Below are 23,034 nucleotides of genomic sequence, written 5' to 3' on the forward strand. Positions count from 1 at the left end.
CGCCAGAGGCATCGTGTGGAAATGCGAAAGGTGATGGCTAAGGTCTGACCAGCAGCTGATTCAGCCCGTGAAAGTGATAGCTGTCCGAATAATGCGGCGGCGCAGCCAGTTGCAGGTTTGGACAGCTTTCGAACAGGATCGGCAAAGCAATCCGCATTTCAAGACGCGCCAGAGGTGCGCCGACGCAGAAATGAATTCCGCCCCCAAAGCTTGTGTTGACTTCAATCGGACGGCTCGGCTGAAACGTGTTCGGTTCAGCCCAGACAGCGGGGTCGCGGTTGGCCGCGCCAAGCAACAGTGCCACTTGATCGCCACGTTTGAATGAATGGCCGAACAGATCCACGTCCTCATACGCGTAACGTGTGAACATGTGCAGAGGCGGGTCATAGCGCAGGATTTCTTCGATGGTTGCGTCGAGTCCATCCGGTGCCAGGGCGTCGGGGGCGGTACGGGTCTGCAACAGGGTTTTCACCCCGTTCCCCAGTGAATGCACGGTGGCCTCATGGCCTGCGTTGAGCAGCAGGATGCAGGTGGCAACCAGCTCGTCCAGTGACAGTTTCTGGCCTTCTTCCTCGGCGCTTATCAACCGGGTTATCAGGTCGTCCCGTGGATCATTGCGCCGCAGCTCTATGTATTCCTTCAGGAATTCGGTGAACTCCCGAGATGATTTGGCGGCCGTGTCTTCGGTGTCCTGCGTGCGATTGGCCTGATACATGGCAACCATATCGTGAGACCACCGTAGCAGATCGGGCGCCATGGCTTCGGGGACGCCCAGAAGCCGGCAGATCGTGACCACCGGAACCTGAGTGCAATAGGCTTCCAACAGGTCGAACGTGTTCCGAGGGAATTCCTTGATCAGGCCGTGGCACAGATCTTCGATGGAAGGTTGCAGCGCAGAAATCGCCCGTGACGTGAAGGCGCGCATCACCAATGATCGAAGGCGTGTGTGCCTGGGTGGTTCTGCTTCAAGCAGTGAATGGGCCTCGATGGCCAGCCAGGGCGCCAGGTGGGCTGGACCTTGCTCTGCCAGTTCGGGCGGTACCTCGCGGCCAAATCTGCGGTCCCGAAACAGGGCGCGAACCGCGCGGTATGAAACCGCGGCGACCATATCGTAGTCCTGCCAATAGAACAGATCGCCTGCGCGTCGCGCCTTGTCGTAGAACGGGTAGGGGTTTTGGACGAAACCCGGGTCTGTCGGCGATTGCGAAAAAGACTTCATGCGCCGCACACTTGCCATGCGGCGCGTTGAATGCAAGACCCTGTCTATGCACAGGGTTTGGTTCATTTCCGGTTTTTTGATCGCCGTTGGGCTATTGTCGGGGTTTGTCTGGTCTTATGGCTATCGACAGGCCCTGTCTCAGTTGAGCGAGAAGGCAGAGGCCGATCTTGAGCTGGCGGCTGACCGGCTGAGCACGCAGATGCAGGTGTATCAGGAACTTGCCGTGCTGATGGCGACACATCCCGTTTTGCATGAACTGGAAACACAGGCCGACAGACGCCAGGCCCGGGAAATGCTGCTGGACGTTGCAGACAAGACTGCCGCCGTAAACATGATGTATCTGGACAAGAACGGGCAGGTTTTGGTGTCGGCGCAGCTGGTGTCCCAGCGCAGCATGGCCGGGCACCCAGCTTTCCGCCGCGCGATGCAGGGCGCCCTGGGCAGCGCGCATGAGGTTGTGCCCGCGGGCGATGACCGGATCTATTCCTATGCCGCCCCCACTTTTGGCCCGTCTGGCCAGATCGAAGGCGCGTTGATGGTCGTTGCTGATGTTCAGGACGTTGAACAAACGTGGCGTGGCAGTACCGAGGCGGTTTTCTTTGTCGATTCAGATGGTGTCGTTTTCATTTCCAACAGATCCGACCTGCTGTTCTGGCGCCGGGCGGACGGTGAGGCGGGATTGACGCCGCCAGATGGTGCGGCCGTCGATTTTTCTTCGAAACAGGTTGGCAGGCACGAGTTGTGGCATTTGAACTGGGGGCGTTACCTGCCGCGCGATGCGCTGCATCTGACCCTTGATTTGCCGGTGATCGACATGACTGCCGAGGTTCTGGTGGACGTGGCGCCGGCCCTTCAGCTTGCCAGGCTTCAGGCGGCGGCCGTCGCAGCGATCTGTCTGGCCTTTGGGGCCATGCTCTTTCTTGCCATGGAGCGGCGGCGGGCATTGGCAGAAGCGAATGCCGTTCTGGAAAGCCGTGTGGCCAAACGTACCCATGACCTGACAGTGGCAAATGCCAGTTTGCGCAAGGAAGTGGCGGAACGGGAAGAAGCCGAGGCGGCGCTGCGGCGGGCCCAGGCAGACCTGGTGCAGGCGGGAAAGCTCAGCGCTTTGGGGCAAATGTCGGCGGGCATCAGCCACGAACTGAACCAGCCGCTTATGGCCATACGACAATTTGCGGATAACGGTTCAGCGTTCATGACGCGGGGAAAACCTGAAATGGCTGCCGAGAACCTGGGCCGGATCTCGGAAATGGCGGCGCGGATGGCGCGGATCATCAAGAACCTTCGCGCCTTTGCCCGCAACGAAAGCGAACCGATGGGGCGGGTTGACCTGATTCAGGTTCTCAACACCGCTGTTGAACTGACCGAGGCCCGCCTGCGAGACGACGACGTAACCCTGAACTGGACCCCCCCGAATGGCGCTGTGTATGTTTGGGGGGGTGAAGTACGTTTGGTGCAGGTGTTCGTGAATCTGATCAACAATGCGGCGGATGCAATGCTGGGGCGACCAAAACGGATTATTACGATAACGCTGCGAAAAGGCGCACGATTGAGCGTTTCCTTGCAGGATACTGGCCCGGGCATTGAAGACCCCGACCGGATGTTCGAGCCCTTCTATTCCACGAAAAGCGTTGGATCGTCAGAAGGTTTGGGGCTGGGGCTTTCCATTTCCTACGGGCTGGTTCAAAGCTTTGGTGGGGATATACGGGGCGCGAACACGGCGGATGGGGCCATGTTTACCGTCGAACTGGAACCCTGCGACAAGGAAGAGGCCGCATGATGCGCAGGGTTTTGTTGGTCGATGATGATGCCGCCGTACGCGAGGCCCTGTCTCAAACTCTAGAATTGGCGGACTATCAGCCAACGACCGCTGGATCCTTTGTGGCGGCCAAGGATCACATCAGCCGCGAGTTTCCCGGTGTCATCATCTCTGATATCCGCATGCCGGGGCGGGACGGGTTCCATCTTTTGTCTTATGCCCGAGAGGTCGATCCGGATCTTCCCGTGGTTCTTCTGACGGGTGAGGGCGATATTCCCATGGCCGTCGACGCCATGGGAAAGGGTGCGTTCGATTTTCTGGAAAAGCCGTGCGCCGCGTCCGATCTTCTGGAGGTGCTTGAACGCGCCTTTGCAGCCCGTTCGCAGGTATTGGAGCAAAGAGCGGCGAAATCCGAGCTGGAACGAGGAGACCCCGCCGCGCGTTTGCTGTTCGGCCTGTCGCCCCAGGCCGAGGCCCTGCGCGAGCGGGTTCGGACCGTTGCGCCAACAGGTGCCGAAGTTCTTGTGACAGGACCGCCAGGCAGCGGCATCTCGAAGGTCGCCGAGGTCGTGCATCTGATGTCGCCAGCAGGGCAGGGACCATTTGTCAAACGCACGGCCTCAAGCCTCAGCCCCGACGACTTGGCCGAGAGCTGTGAAGATGCGGCAGGTGGGTCATTGTTTCTGGATGAAGTCTCGGCCATGCCCCATGCCACGCAATTTGCGGCGTTGGAGATCATCGAGCATGGACCAGGCGGGCGTATCATTGCGGGAACGACCGCTGATCTTTCAGCGCTGAGTTCTGAAGGCCGGTTCAATGCAGACCTGTTTTACAGGCTGGATGTCATGCGGGTGCGTATTCCATCGCTGGCAGAACGCCCCGACGACATTCCGGTGATCTTCCGCCATTACGTTGCACAGGCCGCAGAACAGGCGGGGATCGTGGCGCCGGAAATCTCGTCCGAGCATCTGGCGTCGCTAATGGCCAGCGACTGGCCGGGGAATGCGCGATCCCTGATGTCAGCCGCGATGCGCTTCGTGCTGGGAATGCCGGAAGAAGTCGCGCAGGCAACTGATCTGGGGCTCAGCGAACAGATGGCGCGGGTGGAGCGGTCGCTGCTCATCGCGGCGCTGGGTCGTCACAACGGTAAGGCATCAGATGCGGCGAAGGCATTGAAACTGCCGCGCAAGACATTTTACGACAAGCTGGCACGGTACCAGATTCGGGCCGAGGATTACCGGCGATAACGGTCGGGCTCCCGCCACCTTTTTCCGTTTTAACATGCGTCTAAAGCTGTTGGGCCGGGCAGCCCGCTGTCGCGGGCTGCGGTTTCGCGCCAGTTGATTCGGGTGTTTTGATTCGCAGGGTGTGCGGATTTCCGCACAAACTGGAAGATTGCTGTGCGGAATTTCGCACTCGGGGTTTCGAGTGCGTCAAGTATCCATTGCAGAACGGTTCATAACCTTATGAAATAAAATCACTAAATAGAAACTCGAGGAGCAAAAAACAAATCGTTGAGTGGATCGTGCCGATTCGTTTCACTTCGCTGCATCTGATACCGAATTGGTGTCGAAGGACAGTTTCAAGGAAGTCTGGGAGGAAAAGACAGATGAAATTCCTGACAACGGCAGCAACCGCTCTGGCGCTGACAGTCACAGCCACCGCAGGGATGGCAGCCTGTGACGATGGTGAAATCGTCGTCAAGTTCGCGCATGTGACCAACACTGACAAACACCCCAAGGGCATTGCCGCATCGCTGCTGGAACAGCGCGTCAATGATGAGATGAACGGCGTGATGTGCATGGAGGTCTATCCGAACTCGACCCTGTACAACGACGACAAGGTGCTGGAGGCGATGTTGCAGGGCGACGTTCAGCTGGCCGCACCGTCGCTGTCAAAGTTCGAGAAGTTCACCAAGCAGTTCCGCCTGTTTGACCTGCCGTTCATGTTCAAGAACATCGATGCTGTGGATGCATTCCAGGCTTCGGCTGATGGTCAGGCGATGAAGGACAGCATGCAGCGCCGTGGCCTTCAGGGGCTGGCCTTCTGGCACAACGGCATGAAGCAGATGTCGGCCAACAAGCCGCTGGTCGATCCGTCGGATGCAAACGGTCTGAAGTTCCGCGTGCAGTCTTCGGACGTTCTGGTGGCACAGATGGAGGCCATTGGTGGCAGCCCGCAAAAAATGGCGTTCTCGGAAGTTTACGGCGCGCTGCAACAGGGGGTTGTGGATGGTCAGGAAAACACTTGGTCGAACATCTATGGCAAGAAGTTCTTCGAGGTGCAGGACGGCATCACCGAGACCAACCACGGCATCATCGACTATCTGGTCGTAACCTCTGTGGACTGGCTGGACAGCCTGGATCCGGACGTACGTGACCAGTTCCAGACCATTCTGGCTGAAGTCACGGAAACACGGAACAAAGAGGCCTTTGCCGTGAACGAAGCAGCCAAAGCTTCGATCGTTGAAGCAGGCGGTGTCATCCGCGAATTGACCCCGGAACAGCGTCAGGCCTGGGTTGATGCGATGAAGCCTGTTTGGGACCAGTTCGCAGGTGACGTGGGTCAGGACAAGATCGACGCGGCTCAGGCCATCAACGCCGGCTTCTGAATCTGGCCAAAGGCCGCGCGTCCGGGGACTGGGGAGTATTCGACGCGCTGGCCGGGCGGGCTGAACAAGCCCGCCCAACACTCTCTCATCACAAAAAATGCGGGGACAGAAAGATGTCTGGTGCGAATTCCGGCCAAGGCGGGCTGGTCGACCATATCGAAGAAACCCTGATCGCGTGTCTGTTGGGCCTGATGACGGTCGTGACATTTGCCAACGTGATCGCGCGGTTTGTTTTCAATTCCAATATCCTGTGGGCGCTTGAACTGACGGTGTTCACTTTTGGCTGGCTGGTGCTGCTTGGTGCCTCTTACGCGGTCAAGAAACACTCTCATCTGGGTGTTGATGCGATCCTGAACATGCTGGCCCCGGCGCCGCGTCGCATTCTGGCGCTCATCGCTGTGGGGTGCTGTCTGGTGTTTTCGCTGCTGTTGCTGAAAGGCGCCTATGACTATTGGGCGGTCTTCGCGGATCTGCCGCCGACATCCGGACGCTGGTTCCCGACCGGGCTCAACTTCGACGCCCGCAGCCAGAGCTTCTATGAGGTTGACGATATCCCGATGGTCGCTCCGCTGCGGTTTCTGGAAGACCTGATCAACTATGGCGAAGGATACGAGAAGCTTCCCAAGGTGGTGCCCTATCTGGTGCTGCCGGTATCGATGCTGCTGCTGGTGATCCGGTTCGCCCAGGTTGCCGTTCAGATCTGGCGTGGTGAAACGGATCGCCTTGTCGCCAGCCACGAAGTCGAGGACGAGATCGAAGAAGTCCGTGCTCAGCAAGGAGAGCACAACTGATGGACGTCGTACTTCTTTTCTCGATGGTTGTCGGCCTGCTGCTGATCGGTGTGCCGATTGCGGTTGCGCTTGGCCTCAGCTCGACCCTGTTTCTGCTGATCTACTCTGACAGTTCACTCGCTTCTGTCGCGGGCACGCTGTTCGAGGCTTTTGAAGGGCATTTTACCCTGCTGGCGATCCCGTTCTTCATCCTGGCGTCGTCCTTCATGACAACAGGCGGTGTCGCACGACGGATCATCCGGTTCTCGATCGCCTGTGTCGGGCATTTGCCCGGCGGGCTGGCGATTGCGGGCGTCTTTGCCTGTATGCTGTTCGCAGCCCTGTCCGGGTCGTCCCCGGCGACCGTGGTCGCCATCGGCTCGATCGTCATCGCGGGGATGCGTCAGGTGGGCTATTCCAAGGAATTTGCCGCCGGTGTGATCTGCAACGCGGGGACACTGGGTATTCTGATCCCTCCGTCCATCGTCATGGTCGTATATGCCGCCGCTGTTGAAGTCTCGGTTGGGCGCATGTTCCTTGCGGGGGTTATTCCCGGTCTGATGGCTGGTTTGATGCTGATGATCACCATCTATGTCATGGCCAAGGTCAAGAACCTGCCCAAGGGTGAATGGAAAGGCTGGGGAGAGATTTTTACCTCGGCCCGTGAGGCCGGTTGGGGTCTTTTCCTGATCGTCATCATTCTGGGTGGTATCTATGGTGGCATCTTCACCCCGACCGAGGCCGCCGCAGTCGCCGCAGTCTACGCGTTCTTCATTGCCAGCTTTGTGTACAAGGACATGGGCCCGCTGAGCACGGAAGAAGGCACACAGAACCTGCCGCTGCTAAAAAAACCCTATGCGCTGATCACGGCTTTCTTTCACCCGGACACCAAGCATACGCTGTTCGAGGCTGGCAAGTTGACTGTCACTCTGCTGTTCGTGATCGCCAACGCGCTGATCCTCAAGCATGTTCTGACCGACGAACAGGTGCCGCAGCATATCGCCGAAGCGATGCTGTCGGCGGGCCTTGGCCCGGTGGCTTTCCTGATCGTGGTGAACGTGATCCTGCTGATCGGCGGTCAGTTCATGGAACCGTCTGGCCTGCTGGTCATCGTGGCGCCCCTGGTGTTCCCGATCGCTATCGAGCTGGGCATCGACCCGATCCATCTGGGTATCATCATGGTGGTCAACATGGAGATCGGGATGATCACGCCTCCGGTCGGTCTGAACCTGTTCGTGACTTCGGGTGTTGCGGGTATGCCGATGATGAGCGTTGTGAAGGCGGCGCTGCCCTTCCTTGCGGTGCTGTTCGTCTTCCTGATCATGGTGACGTATATTCCGTGGATTTCGACCTTCCTGCCCAACACCTTCATGGGGCCGGAAATAATAACCAACTAGACTGCCTGAAAACTGAGCAAAGCCGGGTGGTGTCAACTGCCCGGCTTTTTCGTGTCTTGAAACCGCGCGATGGGTTCTTATCTGAGGCATAGAGGACGACCTCTGCTTTCTGGGACATCATTCGGGACGACCCGTACGGATATGAGGTTGTCTTATGCCCTGGATCTTTCTTCTGTTTGCTGGCCTTTTGGAAATTGTCTGGGCGGTTGCCATGAAGCAGTCGGCCGGTTTTACCCGATTGTGGCCGACGGCCGTGATGGGCGTTTCGATGTTGGGTTCATTTGGTCTGCTGGCGCTTGCAATGCGGGACTTGCCGTTGGGGACCGCATACACGATCTGGACTGGGATCGGTGCGGTGGGGGCGTTCAGTGTCGGTATTCTGTTTCTTGGCGAAGCCCTGACACCTGCGCGGATCGCAGCTGCGGTTCTGATCGTGACAGGCCTTGTGGTGATGAAGCTTTCCTGAAGCCCTTGACTGGCCAAGCCAAAGTACTTCGGCAGTTTGCAGTACACACACGAAGCTCGGAATTTTGACCGGCTCTGACAAACGCATTTTGTGTGGCTTCTAAAAAGGCGAACGCCGGATTTGATGGCGGCGGATGTCGCATCGCATAGGTTCTGGCGCGGGATTGCGGAGTTGTCTCACAAGGTCGCAATCAGCCTGTACAGGGCGGCAACCCGACCGTGCTGGAAGAGACGGAAGCCCTGCGTAAGGCGGGGTGTCAGAAAACATATCGCGCCATTACCCAGTTTAATTTTGTTCGCTTCCCATCGCTCAGATCGGAATCCCGCGTATCTTCGTCAACTCACGGAGTTTCGTGCGCAAGGCAGGATTTTTGTACGATAAAAGGGGACGGGCCTGTTGTAGTGAACAACCCTGACCGCAACGCGTTGAAGCGACGATCTATTGAATAACCGATCCTTGGGCCGAAGAAACTGCGGGACGAAGTCTGAAATTAGGCGCCTTCCAGCGCTTGAATGATTCCTGAGAAATCAGACGCTTTCAGGCTGGCCCCGCCCACAAGTGCGCCATCGACGTTGGAAACTGAAAATATATCCGCCGCATTGTCGGGTTTTACCGAACCGCCATAAAGCAGGCGGACGGAACGGCCCACGCCTTCGCCAAAGCGGCGCTCCAGCCGGGCGCGCATGAAGTCGTGAACTTCCCCGATTTCTTCCAGGGTGGGAACTTTGCCGGTGCCAATTGCCCAGATCGGTTCATATGCGACGATCAGGTTCTCGCCGGTTGACTGATCCGGGATCGACCCGGACATCTGGCCGCCGATGATGTCGAGCGTATTGGCAGCTTCGCGCTGCTCAAGGCTTTCACCCACGCAAATGATCGCCTTCAGACCTGCATCCATCGCTGCGCGCGCCTTGGCCCGCACATCTTCATCATGTTCACCGTGGTCCACGCGGCGTTCGGAATGGCCCAGGATGACCGATGTTGCACCGGCATCCACCAGCATATCCGCACTGATATCTCCGGTGTGTGCGCCTGATTTTGCGGCATGACAGTTCTGACCACCGACAGAGATGGCGGTGCCCTGAACGGCAATTGATGCGCGGCTGAGCAATGTTGCCGGTGGGAAAATCAAGATATCCACCGATGCCGCCGGGTGGATCTGAGACAGCGCCTTCAACTCGGTCAGCTCAGCGCCGGTCCCATTCATTTTCCAGTTTCCAGCCGCCAGCTTCTGCCGCATTTCGGTATCTCCCTGATCATCCGATGATTTTAGCATGCGGATAGCATTGTCGGCATCATCTTACAATTCTGCTCGCATGCTGATGCCGGACGGAAACATCGAAGATCGGTCCGCATGCGACGTTCAAATCAAAAGTGATGAGGCGGGCTTAGCCTTGTTGGCCGATGCTTTCGTCAAATTTGATCGACTCACCGCAGCCGCAGGCGTCGACGACGTTCGGGTTCTTGAATTTGAATCCGGATTCCAACAACGACACTTCGTAATCGATTTCGGTTCCAAACAGAAACATCTGGGCCATTGGCGCAATCATGATGCGCGCGCCATCCTGTTCGACGACTTCGTCATGGGGATCTGCCTGATCGACGTATTCCATGGTGTATTCCATGCCTGCACAGCCGCCTTTTTTGACGCCGATGCGCAAACCAGCGTGACCGCCCGAATTCATCAGGCGGGTAATCTGCTCTGCGGCTTTGGGCGTCATGGTCACAGCCTGTTTGCCGGGGATGCCGAACATGTAAGTCTCCGTTGTCGCGCGTTACACCCAATCTAGGGGCCAAGGCTCTTTTGCTCAAGGCAATGTCGTGTAAAGAAATTGAATTCGCTGGAAAGCTTAGTGTTTCTGCGTCGCCGCTCCGCAAACTTGCTTTGATACGTGAGGCGGGGTTAGCATCGGTCTTATGAAGTTTTGGAACCCTGCCCGAATAGATGGCATGACATGAAGTGGTAAAAATATGAATTATTTAGAGTCGAAAGTTAAAGTAGCTTTACTTGCGGCCGCACTTTTTTCCGTAAGCGTGTGTGCGATGTCCGACGAAGCTTGGGCGGCCACGGGATCGGAACGGCACCCGGTGAATTGTGCAACGGCGGAAGGGGATCTGCGCGCAATTGCATCGGAAAAGAAACATGCGGAAGACAAACAACTGGAAAGCATTGCTGCCATAACACCTGCCGGGGCTCTGTTGGGGCTGGTCACGGGAACCGAGCAAAAAAGACTGCAAATGCTGTCAGGTGACTACGTCAAGCAACTGGACGCCAGAGCGGCAGAGATCAAGGAAACCTGCAATCTGAATTGATCGCCGTGGTCGGAACAAAAAAGGACCGTTCTCGGGCAAGAACGGCCCATATTCTTGAGCTGGGAAGCGGGGGGCGGTCATGGCATACCCAGCCGACGGCACCGCATACGCGAATGCCACCTTCAGATGTTATCCGTCAGGAGTGTGACAGGGGCTGCACGATAGGGTGACGAAAATGCCAAGCTTTCGTGACAGTCGGCTGGGGGCAAGTGCCTGATGGCTACATAAAGCCCAATTCCAGGCGCGCCTCATCTGACATCATCTCCATGCCCCAGGGCGGTTCCCAGGTCAGTTCGACATCGACTTCCTTGACGCCCGCAACAGGCTCTATGGCCTCGACAATCCAGCCGGGCATGTCGCCCGCGACCGGACATCCGGGTGCCGTCAGGGTCATGATGACCTTCACGGCGTTGTCCGGCGAAATGTCGATCGTATAAATCAGGCCCAGGTCATAGATGTTGACCGGAATTTCCGGGTCGTAAACCGTGCGGCACGCTTCGACGACAGCCTCGTACAGCGGGTGTTCAATCGTTGACGGCGCAATCAGCGGGGTGCCTTCAAACTGTTCGCTCGGGTGGGTCATCTTTGCCTCGGGTCAGTTGCCTGAGTGATTATATAGGGAATACCTGCAACAGCGTCCAGTAGGGGCGTGACGCTCGGGTGAGCGTCACTGTGTCTTAGTCATTGATGTCATGCGTGAAGGTTTTGACCTGACCATGCGGCAAGGCAAAAAGCCGGCGCAGGACAAGCCATGCGATCAACGAAAGAACTGCGAAGATCAGCGCAATCACATGCAATGACAATGTCAGACCGGGGATGGCGAGGATGAGACCGGTGATCGCGGCCCCGATTGCAAAGCCCAGAAAGATGAATCCGGGCAGAACGATTTCCAGGATCCCCAGAGCCAGCGCGGCGGCCAGCCAGATCCACCAGGTCAGCCAAAAGGGATCAGCCATCATCTACCTCCTTTGAGCATCTTGAACGCGTCACCAAAGGCTTCGAGCGCATTGGCAGGCACAACTATGGTCTGCTTGCCGGAACCGTTGCCCAGTGCATTAAGGGCTTCAACCTGTTTCAGCGCAACCTGATACTGCGCAGCCTCGATGCCATTGTCCTGAATGGCCTTGGCGACGACGCCTGTAGCGTAGGCCTCGGCCTCGGCCTGAATGCGTCGCGCCTTGGCGGTTTGCTCCGCTGCGTACAGCTCGGCATCGGCGTGCAGCTCGACGGCGCGTTTTTGGCCTTCGGCTTCGGTCACCTGCGCACGGCGGGCGCGTTCAGCGTTCAGCTGTTGCAGCATGGCATCGCGGGTGGCCTGATCCAGATTCACATCCAGAATCTCGGCCCGGGTTACTTCGATTCCCCAATCATCCACTGCGGTTTCAACGCTTTCCTGAATGCGTGTGATCAACTGTGCACGGTTCGACTGCACTTCGTCCAGATCCATCTTGCCGATCTCGGCACGAACGATACCGGCAACCGTGGTGGCAATCGCTCCGTCAACGTCGCGGATACGATAGACCGTCTTTTCCGGTTCGAGAATGCGGTAGAAGACAGAGGTGTCGATTTGCACCAGCACGTTGTCCTTGGTGATCGCGTCCTGTGTCGCGTTCGGCAACTGGCGTTCAAGGATCGAGATTTTGTGGCGGGCAACGTCCAGTAACGGAACAATGAAATTGATGCCGGGGCCAAGCACCGAATGCAGTCTTCCAAACCGTTCAACCACGTATTTTTCGGATTGCGGAACGATCTTGATGCCCTTGAAAATAATGATAACCACCAGCACGGCGGCCAGCAGGTAAATGATGTTTGATGAAAGCAGTCCGATGATCTGATCTTCGGTCATTCTGTCCTCTTTTTATTGTGTACTATGGTATACATATGGGGATCGAGTCGCTCGATTTCAACTCTGGTATGGAGGGAAAGCTGGCGGATGCAAACGCCTCACTACGGGAATTCAGCATTGAGCCGAACTGCTGTGACTGCTTTGCATCCCGGCTTGTTTGCGGTATCGGGCGGGGATGAAATTGATAATCGATACAGACCCCGGCATCGACGATGCCATGGCGATTGCCTATGCCGCCGCTGCGCCTGAATTTGACCTGATCGGCCTGACCACGGTGTTCGGCAATACGTATGTTCATCAGTCCAGCCGCAATGCCCGTTTCCTGTTGGACAAGCTGGGCCTGGACCTTCCGGTGGCGGAAGGCGCGCCTTTCCCTCTGGGGGCTGACATGCACGTCCCATCGGACCATGTCCATGGTCCCGAAGGGTTTGGCGATCTGACCGAGATTCCCGAGATCGGACGGAACCATGATCTTCCCGCCGCAGAGTTTCTGGCCGAGATGGCCCGGATGCACAAAAACGAGTTGGTGGTATGTGCGGTCGGACCGCTGACCAACATTGCCAACGCCATGCGATTGGACCCGGAATTTGCCGGCAATCTCGGCCGGTTGGTGATCATGGGCGGTGCCGTCTACTGCAAGGGCAACGTCACCGACCATGCAGAAGCCAACGTCTATCACGATGCGGTTGCCGCGGATGCGGTCTTTTCCGCACCGCCCGAGACCATGCTGGTTGGTTTGGACGTTACCCTGAAAACACTTTACGAGACCGCGGACTTCGACGCGCTGGCTCAAAAATCGCCCGGCATGGGATCTTTTCTGCGTGATATCTCTCGATTTTACCTGAAATTCTATAAAGAAATCGGCGGATTGGAAGGGTGCGGCCTGCATGATTCAACCGCCGTGATCGCCTGTTCGCACGGGGCCATGTTCGACATGGTCGAAACCGGGCTGCGTGTTGTGACGGAAGGCGACCGGATAGGTGCGACGCAACCTGACCGGGATCGTCCCGCAGTTCATGTTTGTTGTGATGTGGATGGGGCGGGTGTCGTGCGTCTGTTTACTGACCGCGTTGCATCCTTGCCCTGACGGGTTGCAAAGACCGATCGGATCGGGCAAATCCTGCCCGGTTCGGCGATCCGAGGCGATGACATGACCCAGCAATTCTCTTTCAAGCTCAAGGCCACAGACGGCAAGGCGCGCACCGGTGTTATAAGCACTCCGCGTGGCGAGGTGCGGACACCTGCCTTCATGCCGGTTGGTACCGCGGCGACAGTCAAGGCGATGATGCCGGAAAGCGTCCGGGCCACCGGGGCCGACATCCTGCTGGGCAACACCTATCACCTGATGCTGCGCCCCACGGCCGAGCGGATTGATCGCCTGGGCGGGTTGCACAAGTTCATGAACTGGGACCGGCCGATCCTGACGGACTCGGGGGGGTTTCAGGTCATGTCGCTGGCCGGTTTGCGCAAGCTGACCGAAAAGGGTGTGACCTTCAAATCCCATATTGATGGATCGAAGCACGAGCTGACGCCAGAAAGATCAATGGAAATTCAGCGCCTTCTGGGTTCCGACATCGTGATGTGCTTTGACGAATGCCCTGCATTGCCTGCAAATCGCGACCGGATCGCCGAGTCTATGCGTTTGTCGATGCGTTGGGCCGAGAGGTCCCGTGACGCATTCGGGGATCGTCCGGGGCATGCTCTGTTCGGAATCATGCAGGGCGGTCTGGAGCGGGATCTGCGGGAAGAAAGCGCCGAGGCGTTGAAGAAGATTGGTTTCGAAGGTTACGCCGTTGGCGGTCTGGCAGTGGGCGAGGGGCAGGAGGCCATGTTCGACTGTCTCGATTACGCGCCTGATTTCCTGCCCATGGACAAGCCGCGTTACCTGATGGGCGTTGGCAAGCCGGATGACATAGTTGGAGCAGTGGCGCGCGGGATCGATATGATGGATTGCGTTCTGCCCTCGCGCTCGGGCCGTACCGGTCAGGTGTTCACGCGCCATGGCGTGGTGAACATCAAGAACGCGCGTCATGCGGATGATCCGCGCCCGCTGGATGAAAACTGTACTTGCCCGGCCTGTTCGAACTATTCACGTGCCTATCTGCACCATGTGTTCCGCGCCAACGAGATGATCTCGGGCATGTTGCTGACCTGGCACAACCTGCATTACTTTCAGGAAATCATGCAGGGCATGCGGGACGCGATCGCTGAAGGCTCATTCGAGGCGTGGCAGGCCGCGTTCCACGCGCAACGCGCACAGGGCGACATCGAACCCCTGTAACCTGTCCGTTCAGGTGACAATTGCGGGGTTTTCCGGTATTCTGAAACCACTTTGTTCAAAGTTGTTTTGTTTGTGACCCGGAGAATTTTTGATGTTCCGCTTTTTCCTCGGCGCAGTCATTTTTTGCGCATCCCCTGCCGTTGCTGACGTCTGGACCTTTGAGACCCCATCCGAAAACATTCAGTGTTCGGTGGGGGAAAGCGCCGAGACCTCGGACATTCGGTGTACGATCATAGAAAGATACGGCCCTCCGGCGTTGCCGCGCCCCGCGAACTGTCAATCTGACTGGGGGCATGATTTTCAGATGTTCGACACCGGTCCCGTGGAATTGCTGTGCCAGCCACTGAACCGGAGCCGGGACGGATTTGACCGTGCGGAATACGGTGTAACCGGTCGGTTCGGAGGATTTACCTGCACCTCCTCCACGAAAGGTCTGGAATGTCGCAACCTGGATGGCCACGGTTTTTTTCTGTCCCGGGCAGTGCAGCAGGTGTTCTGACCCCGAAATTGCGCATTGCATATGCATGCTACACTAATTTCGGTGGATATGTTCCCGGGACATCTTGCAGTCCCGAAAACCTCGGTTCATGCTGCGACACGATACATGGCGATAAGGTTGAAAAAGGGCGATGAGGCCCCACCTTTATCGTCCAAGACAGGAGATGGCCGGATGTTGCCTCGATGAGGGACAAGCGCCATCTTGCCAACGATAAGGATAGAGCATGCAAGAGCCTCTGAATTCCTCATACCCCGTCCTGCCGCTGCGCGATATCGTGGTGTTCCCACATATGATCGTGCCGCTTTTCGTGGGCCGAGACAAATCGGTCCGCGCGCTGGAAGAGGTGATGCAGGATGACAAACAAATTCTGCTGTCCAGCCAGATTGACCCCAGCGTCGACGACCCGGATGAGAACGGTATTTACCAGTCCGGTGTTCTGGCCAATGTGTTGCAGCTGCTGAAACTGCCCGACGGCACCGTCAAGGTGCTTGTCGAAGGGCAGGCGCGCGTGCAGATCACCGAGTTTCTTGAAAACGAAGAGTTTTTCGAGGCGCGGGCGGAATATCTGACCGAAATCCCGGGTGACGTCACCACAACCGAAGCTCTGTTGCGCACCGTCGCGGACGAGTTCGAGCGCTATGCCAAGGTGCGCAAGAACATCCCCGAAGAAGCGCTGACGGCCGTGGGTGAAACCACCGAGCCGGCAAAGCTGGCCGACCTTGTGTCGGGCCATCTGGGCATCGAGGTCGAACAAAAGCAGGACCTGCTGGAAACACTCAGCGTCAGCGAGCGGCTTGAAAAAGTCTATGGCCTGATGCAGGGCGAAATGTCGGTTCTGCAGGTCGAGAAAAAGATAAAGACCCGCGTCAAATCCCAGATGGAGAAGACCCAGCGCGAGTATTATCTGAATGAGCAGATGAAGGCCATTCAGAAAGAGCTTGGCGATGGCGAGGACGGCGCGAACGAGATCGCCGAACTGGAAGCCAAGATCGCCGAGACCAAGCTGTCGAAGGAAGCGCGCGAGAAGGCGGAAGGCGAGCTGAAGAAGCTCAAGAACATGTCGCCCATGTCAGCCGAAGCAACCGTGGTGCGCAATTATCTGGACTGGATTCTGTCTTTGCCGTGGGGCACCAAATCCCGCGTCAAAAAGGATCTGGGTCGTGCGCAGGATATACTGGACGCCGATCACTATGGCCTTGAAAAGGTCAAGGAGCGGATCGTCGAATATCTCGCCGTTCAGCAGCGTTCGAAAAAGCTGAAAGGCCCGATCCTGTGCCTTGTCGGCCCTCCGGGCGTGGGCAAGACCAGCTTGGGTAAATCCGTCGCCAAGGCCACGGGGCGCGAGTTCATTCGCATTAGCTTGGGTGGGGTGCGCGACGAATCCGAGATCCGCGGCCACCGCCGGACCTATATCGGTTCGATGCCCGGCAAGATCATTCAGGCGCTGAAAAAGGCGAAAACCACGAACCCGCTCATCCTGCTCGATGAAATCGACAAGATGGGGCAGGACTTCCGTGGTGACCCGGCCTCGGCGATGCTCGAGGTGTTGGACCCGGAACAGAACAACACGTTCATGGATCACTATCTTGAGGTCGAATATGACCTGTCCAACGTGATGTTCCTGACCACGTCCAACAGCTATAACATGCCCGGGCCGTTGCTGGACCGGATGGAGATCATCCCACTGGCCGGCTATACCGAGGATGAAAAGCGCGAGATCGCCAAACAGCACCTGATCGCCAAGCAGGTCAAAAACCATGGTCTGAAAACCAAGGAATTTGAGCTGACCGATGACGCGCTGCAAAAGATAATCCGCACCTACACCCGCGAGGCCGGTGTGCGGAACCTCGAGCGCGAAATCGCCAAGGTGGCACGGAAAGCGCTGACCAAGATCATCAAGAAAGAGGCGGAAACCGTTACGGTCACGCCAGAAAACCTGGATGAATTCCTGGGCGTGCCAAAGTTCCGTTACGGTCTGGCCGAGCAGGACGATCAGGTCGGTGTCGTGACCGGTTTGGCCTGGACCTCGGTCGGGGGCGATCTGCTGCATATCGAGGCGTTGAAGCTGCCCGGCAAAGGTCGGATGAAGACGACAGGCAAGCTGGGCGATGTGATGAAAGAATCCATCGATGCGGCGTCGTCATATGTGCGGTCGATTTCTCCCAAGATCGGAGTGAAGCCGCCTCAGTTCGACAAGATCGACATCCATGTGCACGTGCCGGATGGCGCAACGCCCAAGGATGGTCCGTCAGCGGGTCTGGCGATGGTGACATCGATCGTATCGGTTCTGACGGGCATTCCCGTTCGCAAGGATATCGCTATGACGGGCGAGGTTTCGTTGCGCGGGAACGCAATGCCGATCGGCGGCTTGAAGGAGAAACTGCTGGCTGCGTTGCGCGGTGGTATCAAGACGGTCCTGATCCCAGAGGAAAACGAAAAGGACCTGGCGGATATCCCGGACAATGTGAAGGAAGGGCTGGAAATCATCCCGGTCAAGCACGTCTCGGAGGTTCTTGAGCATGCTCTCGTTCGTACACCGGAGCCGGTTGAATGGGACGAAGCCGCCGAGGAGGCCGCCGCAGCCGCAGCAGCCTCGTCAGAGGCGACGGGGCCATCGGCCACGGCACACTAAGCAGATTGAGCGAATGAAAAAGGCGGGGCGAATGCCTTGCCTTTTTTACAATCCAATGACCGGTTGTTTTGGATCAAGTATTTCTTCTTCGGCTATGTATTTATTGAATTTTTTCGATGGTAGCGCCGAGCGGACGGCAAGAACGAAAATGATCGACGAAAACAGGATGCAAAGCAGAAGGTCCCACCCAAACGGGATCTGCTTCAACGAACCGGCTCCGAATTGCCCAAGGAATGAGATCAGCCCAAGGCCTGAGAAATAAGGCACAAGCCACAGGGCCTCGGTAACGTCCATTTCATCCAAACGTCCCCGGAACCGGATCAGCAACAGAATTTTCCCGACAATCAGCGCGATGCCAAGCCGCCAGACCGTGTCCCATCCGCTCCAATACACGATCAGCGTGGCGATGGCGAAAGCGGACAGTGCGACAAGGCGTACGGCCGGTATTCGGATCGATCTGGGATGATCTGGCATAAGGTTTCTCAGGCATACCACGGCTATGGGCCCGACGGCGAATGACAAGACGATGGCCGCACCGTTCAGGGCAATGACGGTGGTAAAGGGTACTGTCAGCAGGAAAACCGTTCCGATCAGAAAGTTCAGCCCCAGCGCCCACAGCGGAACCCCGAATGACGACAAAACCTGCAACCGTTTGGGCAGGAAACCGTTTTTTGAAAGGGCGAGGGCGATACGGGCGTTCGACCCGGTTGCGACCAGCCCGTTTCCAAAGGGGCCTATCACGGATCCGATATTCAGCAGGCTCAGAAACCAGACCAGCCCAACAGACATGATGATGGCGTCCAGTGGTCCTTCGCCCCCAAAGCTCAACTGTGCCCATCCTTTGGACAGCATGGATGGGTCCAGCGCACCGATGAAGGCCACTTGCAAGCCAAGGTAGATGAAGGCGCAAAGAACTATCGACAACACCAATGCGGCCGGAATTGCAAATTTTGGATTTCGAACTTCGCCAGCCATATCAACCACATGGCGAAAGCCGATGAATGAAAAAATAATGCCCCCGGTGGAAACGGCGGCCATGATACCCTGCGCGCCGTAGGGCGCAAAACTATCCGGTTGGGTGAAGTTCTCGATGTTGAACCGGCTTGCGACAAGCAGAATGGACAGGACAACTGGTATGGCGATCTTGGCCCAGGTCAGCGCAGCATTGACGCGCGTGAAGAACTTGACCCCAAGCGCATTCACCGCGACGAACAGCAGCATGAAAACCAGCGCAACGAAAATACCCGCCCCGGTCAAATCACCTGTCTCGGCCGTATGCAGCCAGGGCGCATACGGCGCCAGGTACTTCAGCATGGCCTCGACTTCGATTGGCGCTGTGGTGTTGTAGCCGATCCAGGCGGTCCATCCCATGGCCATCGATACGATGTTGCCATGCGAAAACTGAGGCACGCGCGCGATCCCTCCGGGAATGGGTAGCATGGCGGAAATCTCTGCGAAGGTGATGGCCAATATGAACATGGCAACCGCGCCGACTATCCACGAGATCGTGGCCGCAGGCCCTGCATGCTGAACGGCCAGAAGGGGGCCGAATAACCAGCCCGAGCCGATGATTCCTCCGACTGAAATGAAGGTCAGTCCCAGAAGGCCAATGTCGCGCTTTAACCCCGTCATGGTGACCTCAGCCTTTGTGTGTGTGGCCTGTTGTCAGGCCAAATAGGGCACGATAGCCACCGAACGCGCGACATGGCAAGCCCGCTGGTTCCAAGCGAAAATCCGAAAAGGGGGTGGTGGGTGATAAGAGATTTGAACTCCTGACATCTTCGATGTGAACGAAGCGCTCTACCACTGAGCTAATCACCCATGACACGCGGTCATATCTTCCCCGGGGGTGCGCTGCAAGCGAAATTGAACAATTCGCGAGGGCAAAAAACAGCGGGCAAACAAAAAACTGGATTCTGACAAAAAACTGCAAAACGCCGCTTGACGCTGCCCGACCGTGGCCATAATACACCCAAACGTTCAGCAATGAACATGCAGCGGGCGGTTGTAGCTCAGTTGGTTAGAGTACCGGCCTGTCACGCCGGGGGTCGCGGGTTCGAGCCCCGTCAACCGCGCCATCGCTGCCAACCTTGGTCCAGGACAAAGGCCATGAAATAGATGCGCGGTTGTAGCTCAGTTGGTTAGAGTACCGGCCTGTCACGCCGGGGGTCGCGGGTTCGAGCCCCGTCAACCGCGCCATTTTCTTCTCAAAACCGTCGGTCCGCCAGATAGCCAGGCATTGCGCTGTACGATTCCATGCCCATGGTTTGATTTGGTCGGCGAAAACCTGTGCGTTCACTAAATGTTCTAACTTTTCTGTTGGAGACTCGGGCAAGCTCGCCTATCTCTAAACCACTTGTTTGTTGGGGGCCGGAAATGGCTGAGCTGAAGAATATAGAGGTGCGCGGCGCGCGCGAGCATAACCTCAAGGGCATTGATGTCGATATCCCTCGGGATCAGTTGGTGGTGATCACCGGGCTGTCCGGTTCGGGCAAGTCGTCGCTGGCGTTCGACACGATTTATGCCGAAGGTCAGCGCCGCTATGTCGAAAGCCTGTCCGCCTATGCGCGGCAGTTTCTCGACATGATGGAAAAGCCCGATGTTGACCATATCAGTGGACTGTCTCCGGCGATCTCCATTGAACAGAAAACGACCTCGAAGAACCCGCGTTCGACTGTGGGAACCGTAACCGAGATCTATGACTATCTGCGTCTGTTGTTCGCGCGCGCAGGTACGCCGTACAGCCCGGCCACCGGCCAGCCGATCGAGGCGCAACAGGTGCAGGACATGGTCGACCGCATCATGGCGATGGAGGAGGGCACGCGGGGTTATCTGCTGGCTCCGATCGTGCGCGACCGCAAAGGTGAGTACCGGAAGGAATTTCTGGAACTGCGCAAGCAGGGGTTCCAGCGCGTGAAGGTGGATGGTGAGTTCCATGAGCTGGATCAACCCCCGACATTGGACAAGAAGTTCCGTCACGATATAGACGTTGTGGTTGACCGCCTGGTTGTTCGTGAAGGCATGGAAACGCGTTTGGCCGATAGCCTGCGCACCGCTCTGGATCTGGCGGACGGAATCGCGATTCTGGAAACCGCCCCACGAGAAGGAGAGCCGGAACGGATTACCTTCAGCGAGAACTTTGCCTGCCCGGTCAGCGGTTTCACTATCCCCGAGATCGAACCGCGCCTGTTTTCGTTCAATGCGCCATTCGGAGCCTGCCCGGATTGTGACGGCTTGGGGGTCGAGCTGTTCTTTGACGAGCGTCTCGTGGTGCCGGATCAGACGCTGAAACTGTATGACGGGGCCCTGGCACCATGGAGGAAAGGCAAGTCGCCGTATTTCCTTCAGACCATCGAGGCCATCGCCCGTCACTATGAGTTTGACAAGAACACGCCTTGGAAAGACCTGCCCAGCAAAGTGCAGCAGGTGTTCTTGCGGGGCTCGGGCGATGAGGAGATCCAGTTCCGCTATGACGAGGGCGGACGGGTGTACCAGGTGACACGCAGCTTCGAAGGCGTGATTCCAAATATGGAACGGCGTTATCGCGAAACTGATAGCGCGTGGATACGCGAGGAATTCGAACGGTACCAAAACAACCGCCCATGCGGCACCTGCGAAGGGTATCGTCTGCGCGCCGAAGCCTTGGCCGTGAAGATTGCGGGGCTGCATGTCGGTCAGGTGGTGCAAATGTCCATCCGCGAAGCGCTTGCCTGGATCGAGGATGCTCCGAACCATCTGAGCGCTCAGAAGAATGAGATCGCCCGGGCCATTCTGAAGGAAATCCGCGAGCGGCTGGGTTTCCTGAATAATGTTGGTTTGGAATACCTTACGCTATCTCGTTCAAGTGGAACCCTGTCAGGCGGCGAAAGTCAGCGTATTCGTCTGGCAAGCCAGATTGGATCGGGCCTGACCGGGGTGCTTTATGTATTGGACGAGCCCTCGATCGGCTTGCACCAGCGTGACAATGACCGGTTGCTTGGTACGCTCAAGAATCTGCGGGATCAGGGCAACACCGTGATCGTCGTCGAACATGACGAGGAAGCCATCCGCGAAGCCGATTATGTGTTCGACATCGGCCCCGGTGCGGGCGTGCACGGCGGGCAGGTGGTCAGCCACGGCACGCCCGAGCAGATCGCAGCGGATGCGGCCTCGATCACGGGGCAGTATCTGTCAGGTGTACGCGAGATTCCGGTACCCGCCGAGCGGCGCAAGGGGAACAAGAAAAAGGTGACGGTGGTAAAGGCTTCGGGCAACAACCTCAAGGACGTGACGGCCGAATTTCCTTTGGGCAAGTTTGTTTGTGTCACGGGTGTATCTGGCGGTGGTAAGTCGACCCTGACGATTGAGACGTTGTTCAAGACCGCCTCGATGCGCCTGAATGGCGCGCGGCAGACGCCTGCGCCGTGTGAGACAATCAAGGGTTTGGAGCATCTGGACAAGGTCATCGATATCGATCAACGCCCGATCGGGCGGACTCCGCGGTCGAATCCGGCAACCTATACCGGGGCCTTCACTCCGATCCGAGACTGGTTCGCCGGGCTGCCCGAGGCGAAAGCGCGAGGATACAAGCCGGGCCGTTTCAGCTTCAACGTGAAGGGCGGCCGCTGTGAGGCCTGTCAGGGGGACGGCGTCATCAAGATCGAGATGCACTTCCTTCCCGACGTCTATGTCACCTGCGAAACCTGCAAGGGCGCGCGGTACAATCGCGAGACGCTTGAGATCAAGTTCAAGGGCAAATCCATTGCGGATGTGCTTGATATGACGGTGGAAGACGCGCAGGAATTCTTCAAGGCCGTGCCATCGATCCGCGACAAGATGGATGCGCTGGCCCGCGTTGGTCTTGGCTATATCAAGGTGGGTCAACAGGCGACCACGCTGTCGGGTGGTGAGGCGCAGCGCGTGAAACTGTCCAAGGAACTGTCGAAACGATCAACCGGGCGGACGCTCTATATTCTGGACGAACCGACCACGGGTCTGCATTTCGAAGATGTACGCAAGCTGTTGGAAGTGCTGCATGAATTGGTCGATCAGGGGAATACCGTCGTGGTGATCGAACACAATCTGGACGTGGTGAAAACCGCCGACCATATCATCGACATCGGGCCTGAAGGCGGTGACGGCGGTGGAGAGATCGTAGCCGTCGGAGCGCCCGAAGAGATCGCTCAAGTCGAACGCAGTCATACCGGTAGGTATCTGAAAACCATGCTCAACCCGGATCGGGTGGCGGCGGAGTAGGCGGCT

General features: G+C 57.5%; 19 protein-coding genes and 3 tRNA genes. 14 read left to right on the plus strand and 8 right to left on the minus strand.

Going from position 1 to position 23,034, the window contains the following annotated elements:
* Positions 1-37: 37 nt before the first annotated feature.
* Positions 38-1,219: a cytochrome P450 gene (locus GS614_RS00970; RefSeq protein WP_171725300.1), complete on the minus strand. Its 1,182-nt coding sequence runs from the start codon at positions 1,217-1,219 to the stop codon at positions 38-40.
* Between GS614_RS00970 and GS614_RS00975 the strand changes: the two genes are divergently transcribed.
* The 6 genes from GS614_RS00975 (at position 1,218) to GS614_RS01000 (ending at position 8,222) form a co-directional block, all read left to right on the plus strand.
* The gene (locus tag GS614_RS00975) at positions 1,218-2,999 is read left to right on the plus strand and encodes an ATP-binding protein (RefSeq protein WP_171725301.1); all 1,782 of its coding nucleotides are present in this window, start codon (positions 1,218-1,220) and stop codon (positions 2,997-2,999) included. The two genes, GS614_RS00970 and GS614_RS00975, sit on opposite strands and share 2 nt — an antisense overlap.
* On the plus strand, positions 2,996-4,225 hold the full coding sequence (locus GS614_RS00980) for a sigma-54 dependent transcriptional regulator (protein ID WP_171116154.1): 1,230 nt from the start codon (positions 2,996-2,998) through the stop codon (positions 4,223-4,225). Before GS614_RS00975 ends, GS614_RS00980 begins: the two co-directional genes overlap by 4 nt.
* A gap of 362 nt (positions 4,226-4,587) precedes the next feature.
* Positions 4,588-5,589 carry a DctP family TRAP transporter solute-binding subunit gene (locus GS614_RS00985; RefSeq protein ID WP_171116152.1) on the plus strand — a complete coding sequence of 334 codons (1,002 nt, stop codon included), beginning with the start codon at positions 4,588-4,590 and terminating at the stop codon, positions 5,587-5,589.
* Between the two features lie 113 nt (positions 5,590-5,702).
* Positions 5,703-6,380 carry a TRAP transporter small permease gene (locus GS614_RS00990; RefSeq protein WP_171116150.1) on the plus strand — a complete coding sequence of 226 codons (678 nt, stop codon included), beginning with the start codon at positions 5,703-5,705 and terminating at the stop codon, positions 6,378-6,380.
* Positions 6,380-7,756: a TRAP transporter large permease gene (locus GS614_RS00995; RefSeq protein ID WP_152457844.1), complete on the plus strand. Its 1,377-nt coding sequence runs from the start codon at positions 6,380-6,382 to the stop codon at positions 7,754-7,756. Before GS614_RS00990 ends, GS614_RS00995 begins: the two co-directional genes overlap by 1 nt.
* 154 nt (positions 7,757-7,910) lie before the next feature.
* Entirely contained in the window at positions 7,911-8,222 is a 312-nt protein-coding gene (locus GS614_RS01000; protein WP_171328559.1) for a multidrug efflux SMR transporter, read from the plus strand.
* 490 nt (positions 8,223-8,712) lie between these two features.
* Here the strand turns inward: GS614_RS01000 and tpiA are convergent, their stop codons facing one another.
* Together tpiA and GS614_RS01010 are read right to left on the minus strand one after the other, a co-directional pair.
* Positions 8,713-9,462: a triose-phosphate isomerase gene (tpiA, locus tag GS614_RS01005; RefSeq protein WP_171362934.1), complete on the minus strand. Its 750-nt coding sequence runs from the start codon at positions 9,460-9,462 to the stop codon at positions 8,713-8,715.
* A 148-nt stretch (positions 9,463-9,610) separates the two neighbouring features.
* Positions 9,611-9,976, minus strand: a complete 366-nt coding sequence (locus GS614_RS01010) for an iron-sulfur cluster assembly accessory protein (protein ID WP_171362933.1) — start codon at positions 9,974-9,976, stop codon at positions 9,611-9,613.
* 289 nt (positions 9,977-10,265) lie between these two features.
* On the opposite strand from GS614_RS01010, the gene GS614_RS01015 reads away from it, so the two are divergent.
* Entirely contained in the window at positions 10,266-10,535 is a 270-nt protein-coding gene (locus GS614_RS01015) for a hypothetical protein (RefSeq protein ID WP_171328554.1), read from the plus strand.
* A gap of 220 nt (positions 10,536-10,755) precedes the next feature.
* Here GS614_RS01015 and GS614_RS01020 read toward each other — a convergent pair whose 3' ends face one another.
* The 3 genes from GS614_RS01020 to GS614_RS01030 all read right to left on the minus strand — a co-directional run bounded on the left by GS614_RS01020 (position 10,756) and on the right by GS614_RS01030 (position 12,381).
* Positions 10,756-11,118, minus strand: a complete 363-nt coding sequence (locus tag GS614_RS01020; RefSeq protein WP_152457849.1) for an SUF system Fe-S cluster assembly protein — start codon at positions 11,116-11,118, stop codon at positions 10,756-10,758.
* 94 nt (positions 11,119-11,212) lie between these two features.
* A complete protein-coding gene (locus GS614_RS01025; protein ID WP_171116140.1) occupies positions 11,213-11,491 on the minus strand; it encodes an NfeD family protein in 279 nt (92 codons plus the stop codon).
* Entirely contained in the window at positions 11,491-12,381 is an 891-nt protein-coding gene (locus GS614_RS01030) for an SPFH domain-containing protein (protein WP_152457851.1), read from the minus strand. Before GS614_RS01030 ends, GS614_RS01025 begins: the two co-directional genes overlap by 1 nt.
* A gap of 175 nt (positions 12,382-12,556) precedes the next feature.
* Between GS614_RS01030 and GS614_RS01035 the strand changes: the two genes are divergently transcribed.
* The 4 genes from GS614_RS01035 (at position 12,557) to lon (ending at position 17,793) form a co-directional block, all read left to right on the plus strand.
* Positions 12,557-13,468 carry a nucleoside hydrolase gene (locus GS614_RS01035; RefSeq protein WP_171725302.1) on the plus strand — a complete coding sequence of 304 codons (912 nt, stop codon included), beginning with the start codon at positions 12,557-12,559 and terminating at the stop codon, positions 13,466-13,468.
* 63 nt (positions 13,469-13,531) lie between these two features.
* Positions 13,532-14,662: a tRNA guanosine(34) transglycosylase Tgt gene (gene tgt / locus GS614_RS01040; protein ID WP_171725303.1), complete on the plus strand. Its 1,131-nt coding sequence runs from the start codon at positions 13,532-13,534 to the stop codon at positions 14,660-14,662.
* Between the two features lie 91 nt (positions 14,663-14,753).
* Positions 14,754-15,161, plus strand: a complete 408-nt coding sequence (locus GS614_RS01045; protein ID WP_152457854.1) for a DUF6636 domain-containing protein — start codon at positions 14,754-14,756, stop codon at positions 15,159-15,161.
* A gap of 223 nt (positions 15,162-15,384) precedes the next feature.
* Complete coding sequence (gene lon, locus GS614_RS01050; RefSeq protein WP_171168329.1) at positions 15,385-17,793, plus strand: endopeptidase La; 2,409 nt, start codon at positions 15,385-15,387, stop codon at positions 17,791-17,793.
* Positions 17,794-17,838: 45 nt separating this feature from the next.
* On the opposite strand, the gene GS614_RS01055 is transcribed toward lon, so the two are convergent.
* Positions 17,839-19,425 (minus strand): APC family permease, encoded by a 1,587-nt coding sequence (locus tag GS614_RS01055; protein ID WP_171168328.1) that lies wholly within the window; start codon positions 19,423-19,425, stop codon positions 17,839-17,841.
* A gap of 114 nt (positions 19,426-19,539) precedes the next feature.
* Positions 19,540-19,614, minus strand: a tRNA-Val gene (locus GS614_RS01060).
* Positions 19,615-19,794: 180 nt separating this feature from the next.
* On the opposite strand from GS614_RS01060, the gene GS614_RS01065 reads away from it, so the two are divergent.
* The 3 genes from GS614_RS01065 (at position 19,795) to uvrA (ending at position 23,028) form a co-directional block, all read left to right on the plus strand.
* Positions 19,795-19,871: transfer RNA gene (locus GS614_RS01065), tRNA-Asp, on the plus strand.
* A 44-nt stretch (positions 19,872-19,915) separates the two neighbouring features.
* Positions 19,916-19,992, plus strand: a tRNA-Asp gene (locus GS614_RS01070).
* A gap of 177 nt (positions 19,993-20,169) precedes the next feature.
* Complete coding sequence (uvrA, locus tag GS614_RS01075) at positions 20,170-23,028, plus strand: excinuclease ABC subunit UvrA (protein ID WP_171725304.1); 2,859 nt, start codon at positions 20,170-20,172, stop codon at positions 23,026-23,028.
* Positions 23,029-23,034 lie beyond the last annotated feature (6 nt).

Origin of the sequence: Ruegeria sp. HKCCD6604 (genome assembly GCF_013110635.1) — a bacterium.
Lineage (GTDB): Bacteria > Pseudomonadota > Alphaproteobacteria > Rhodobacterales > Rhodobacteraceae > Ruegeria.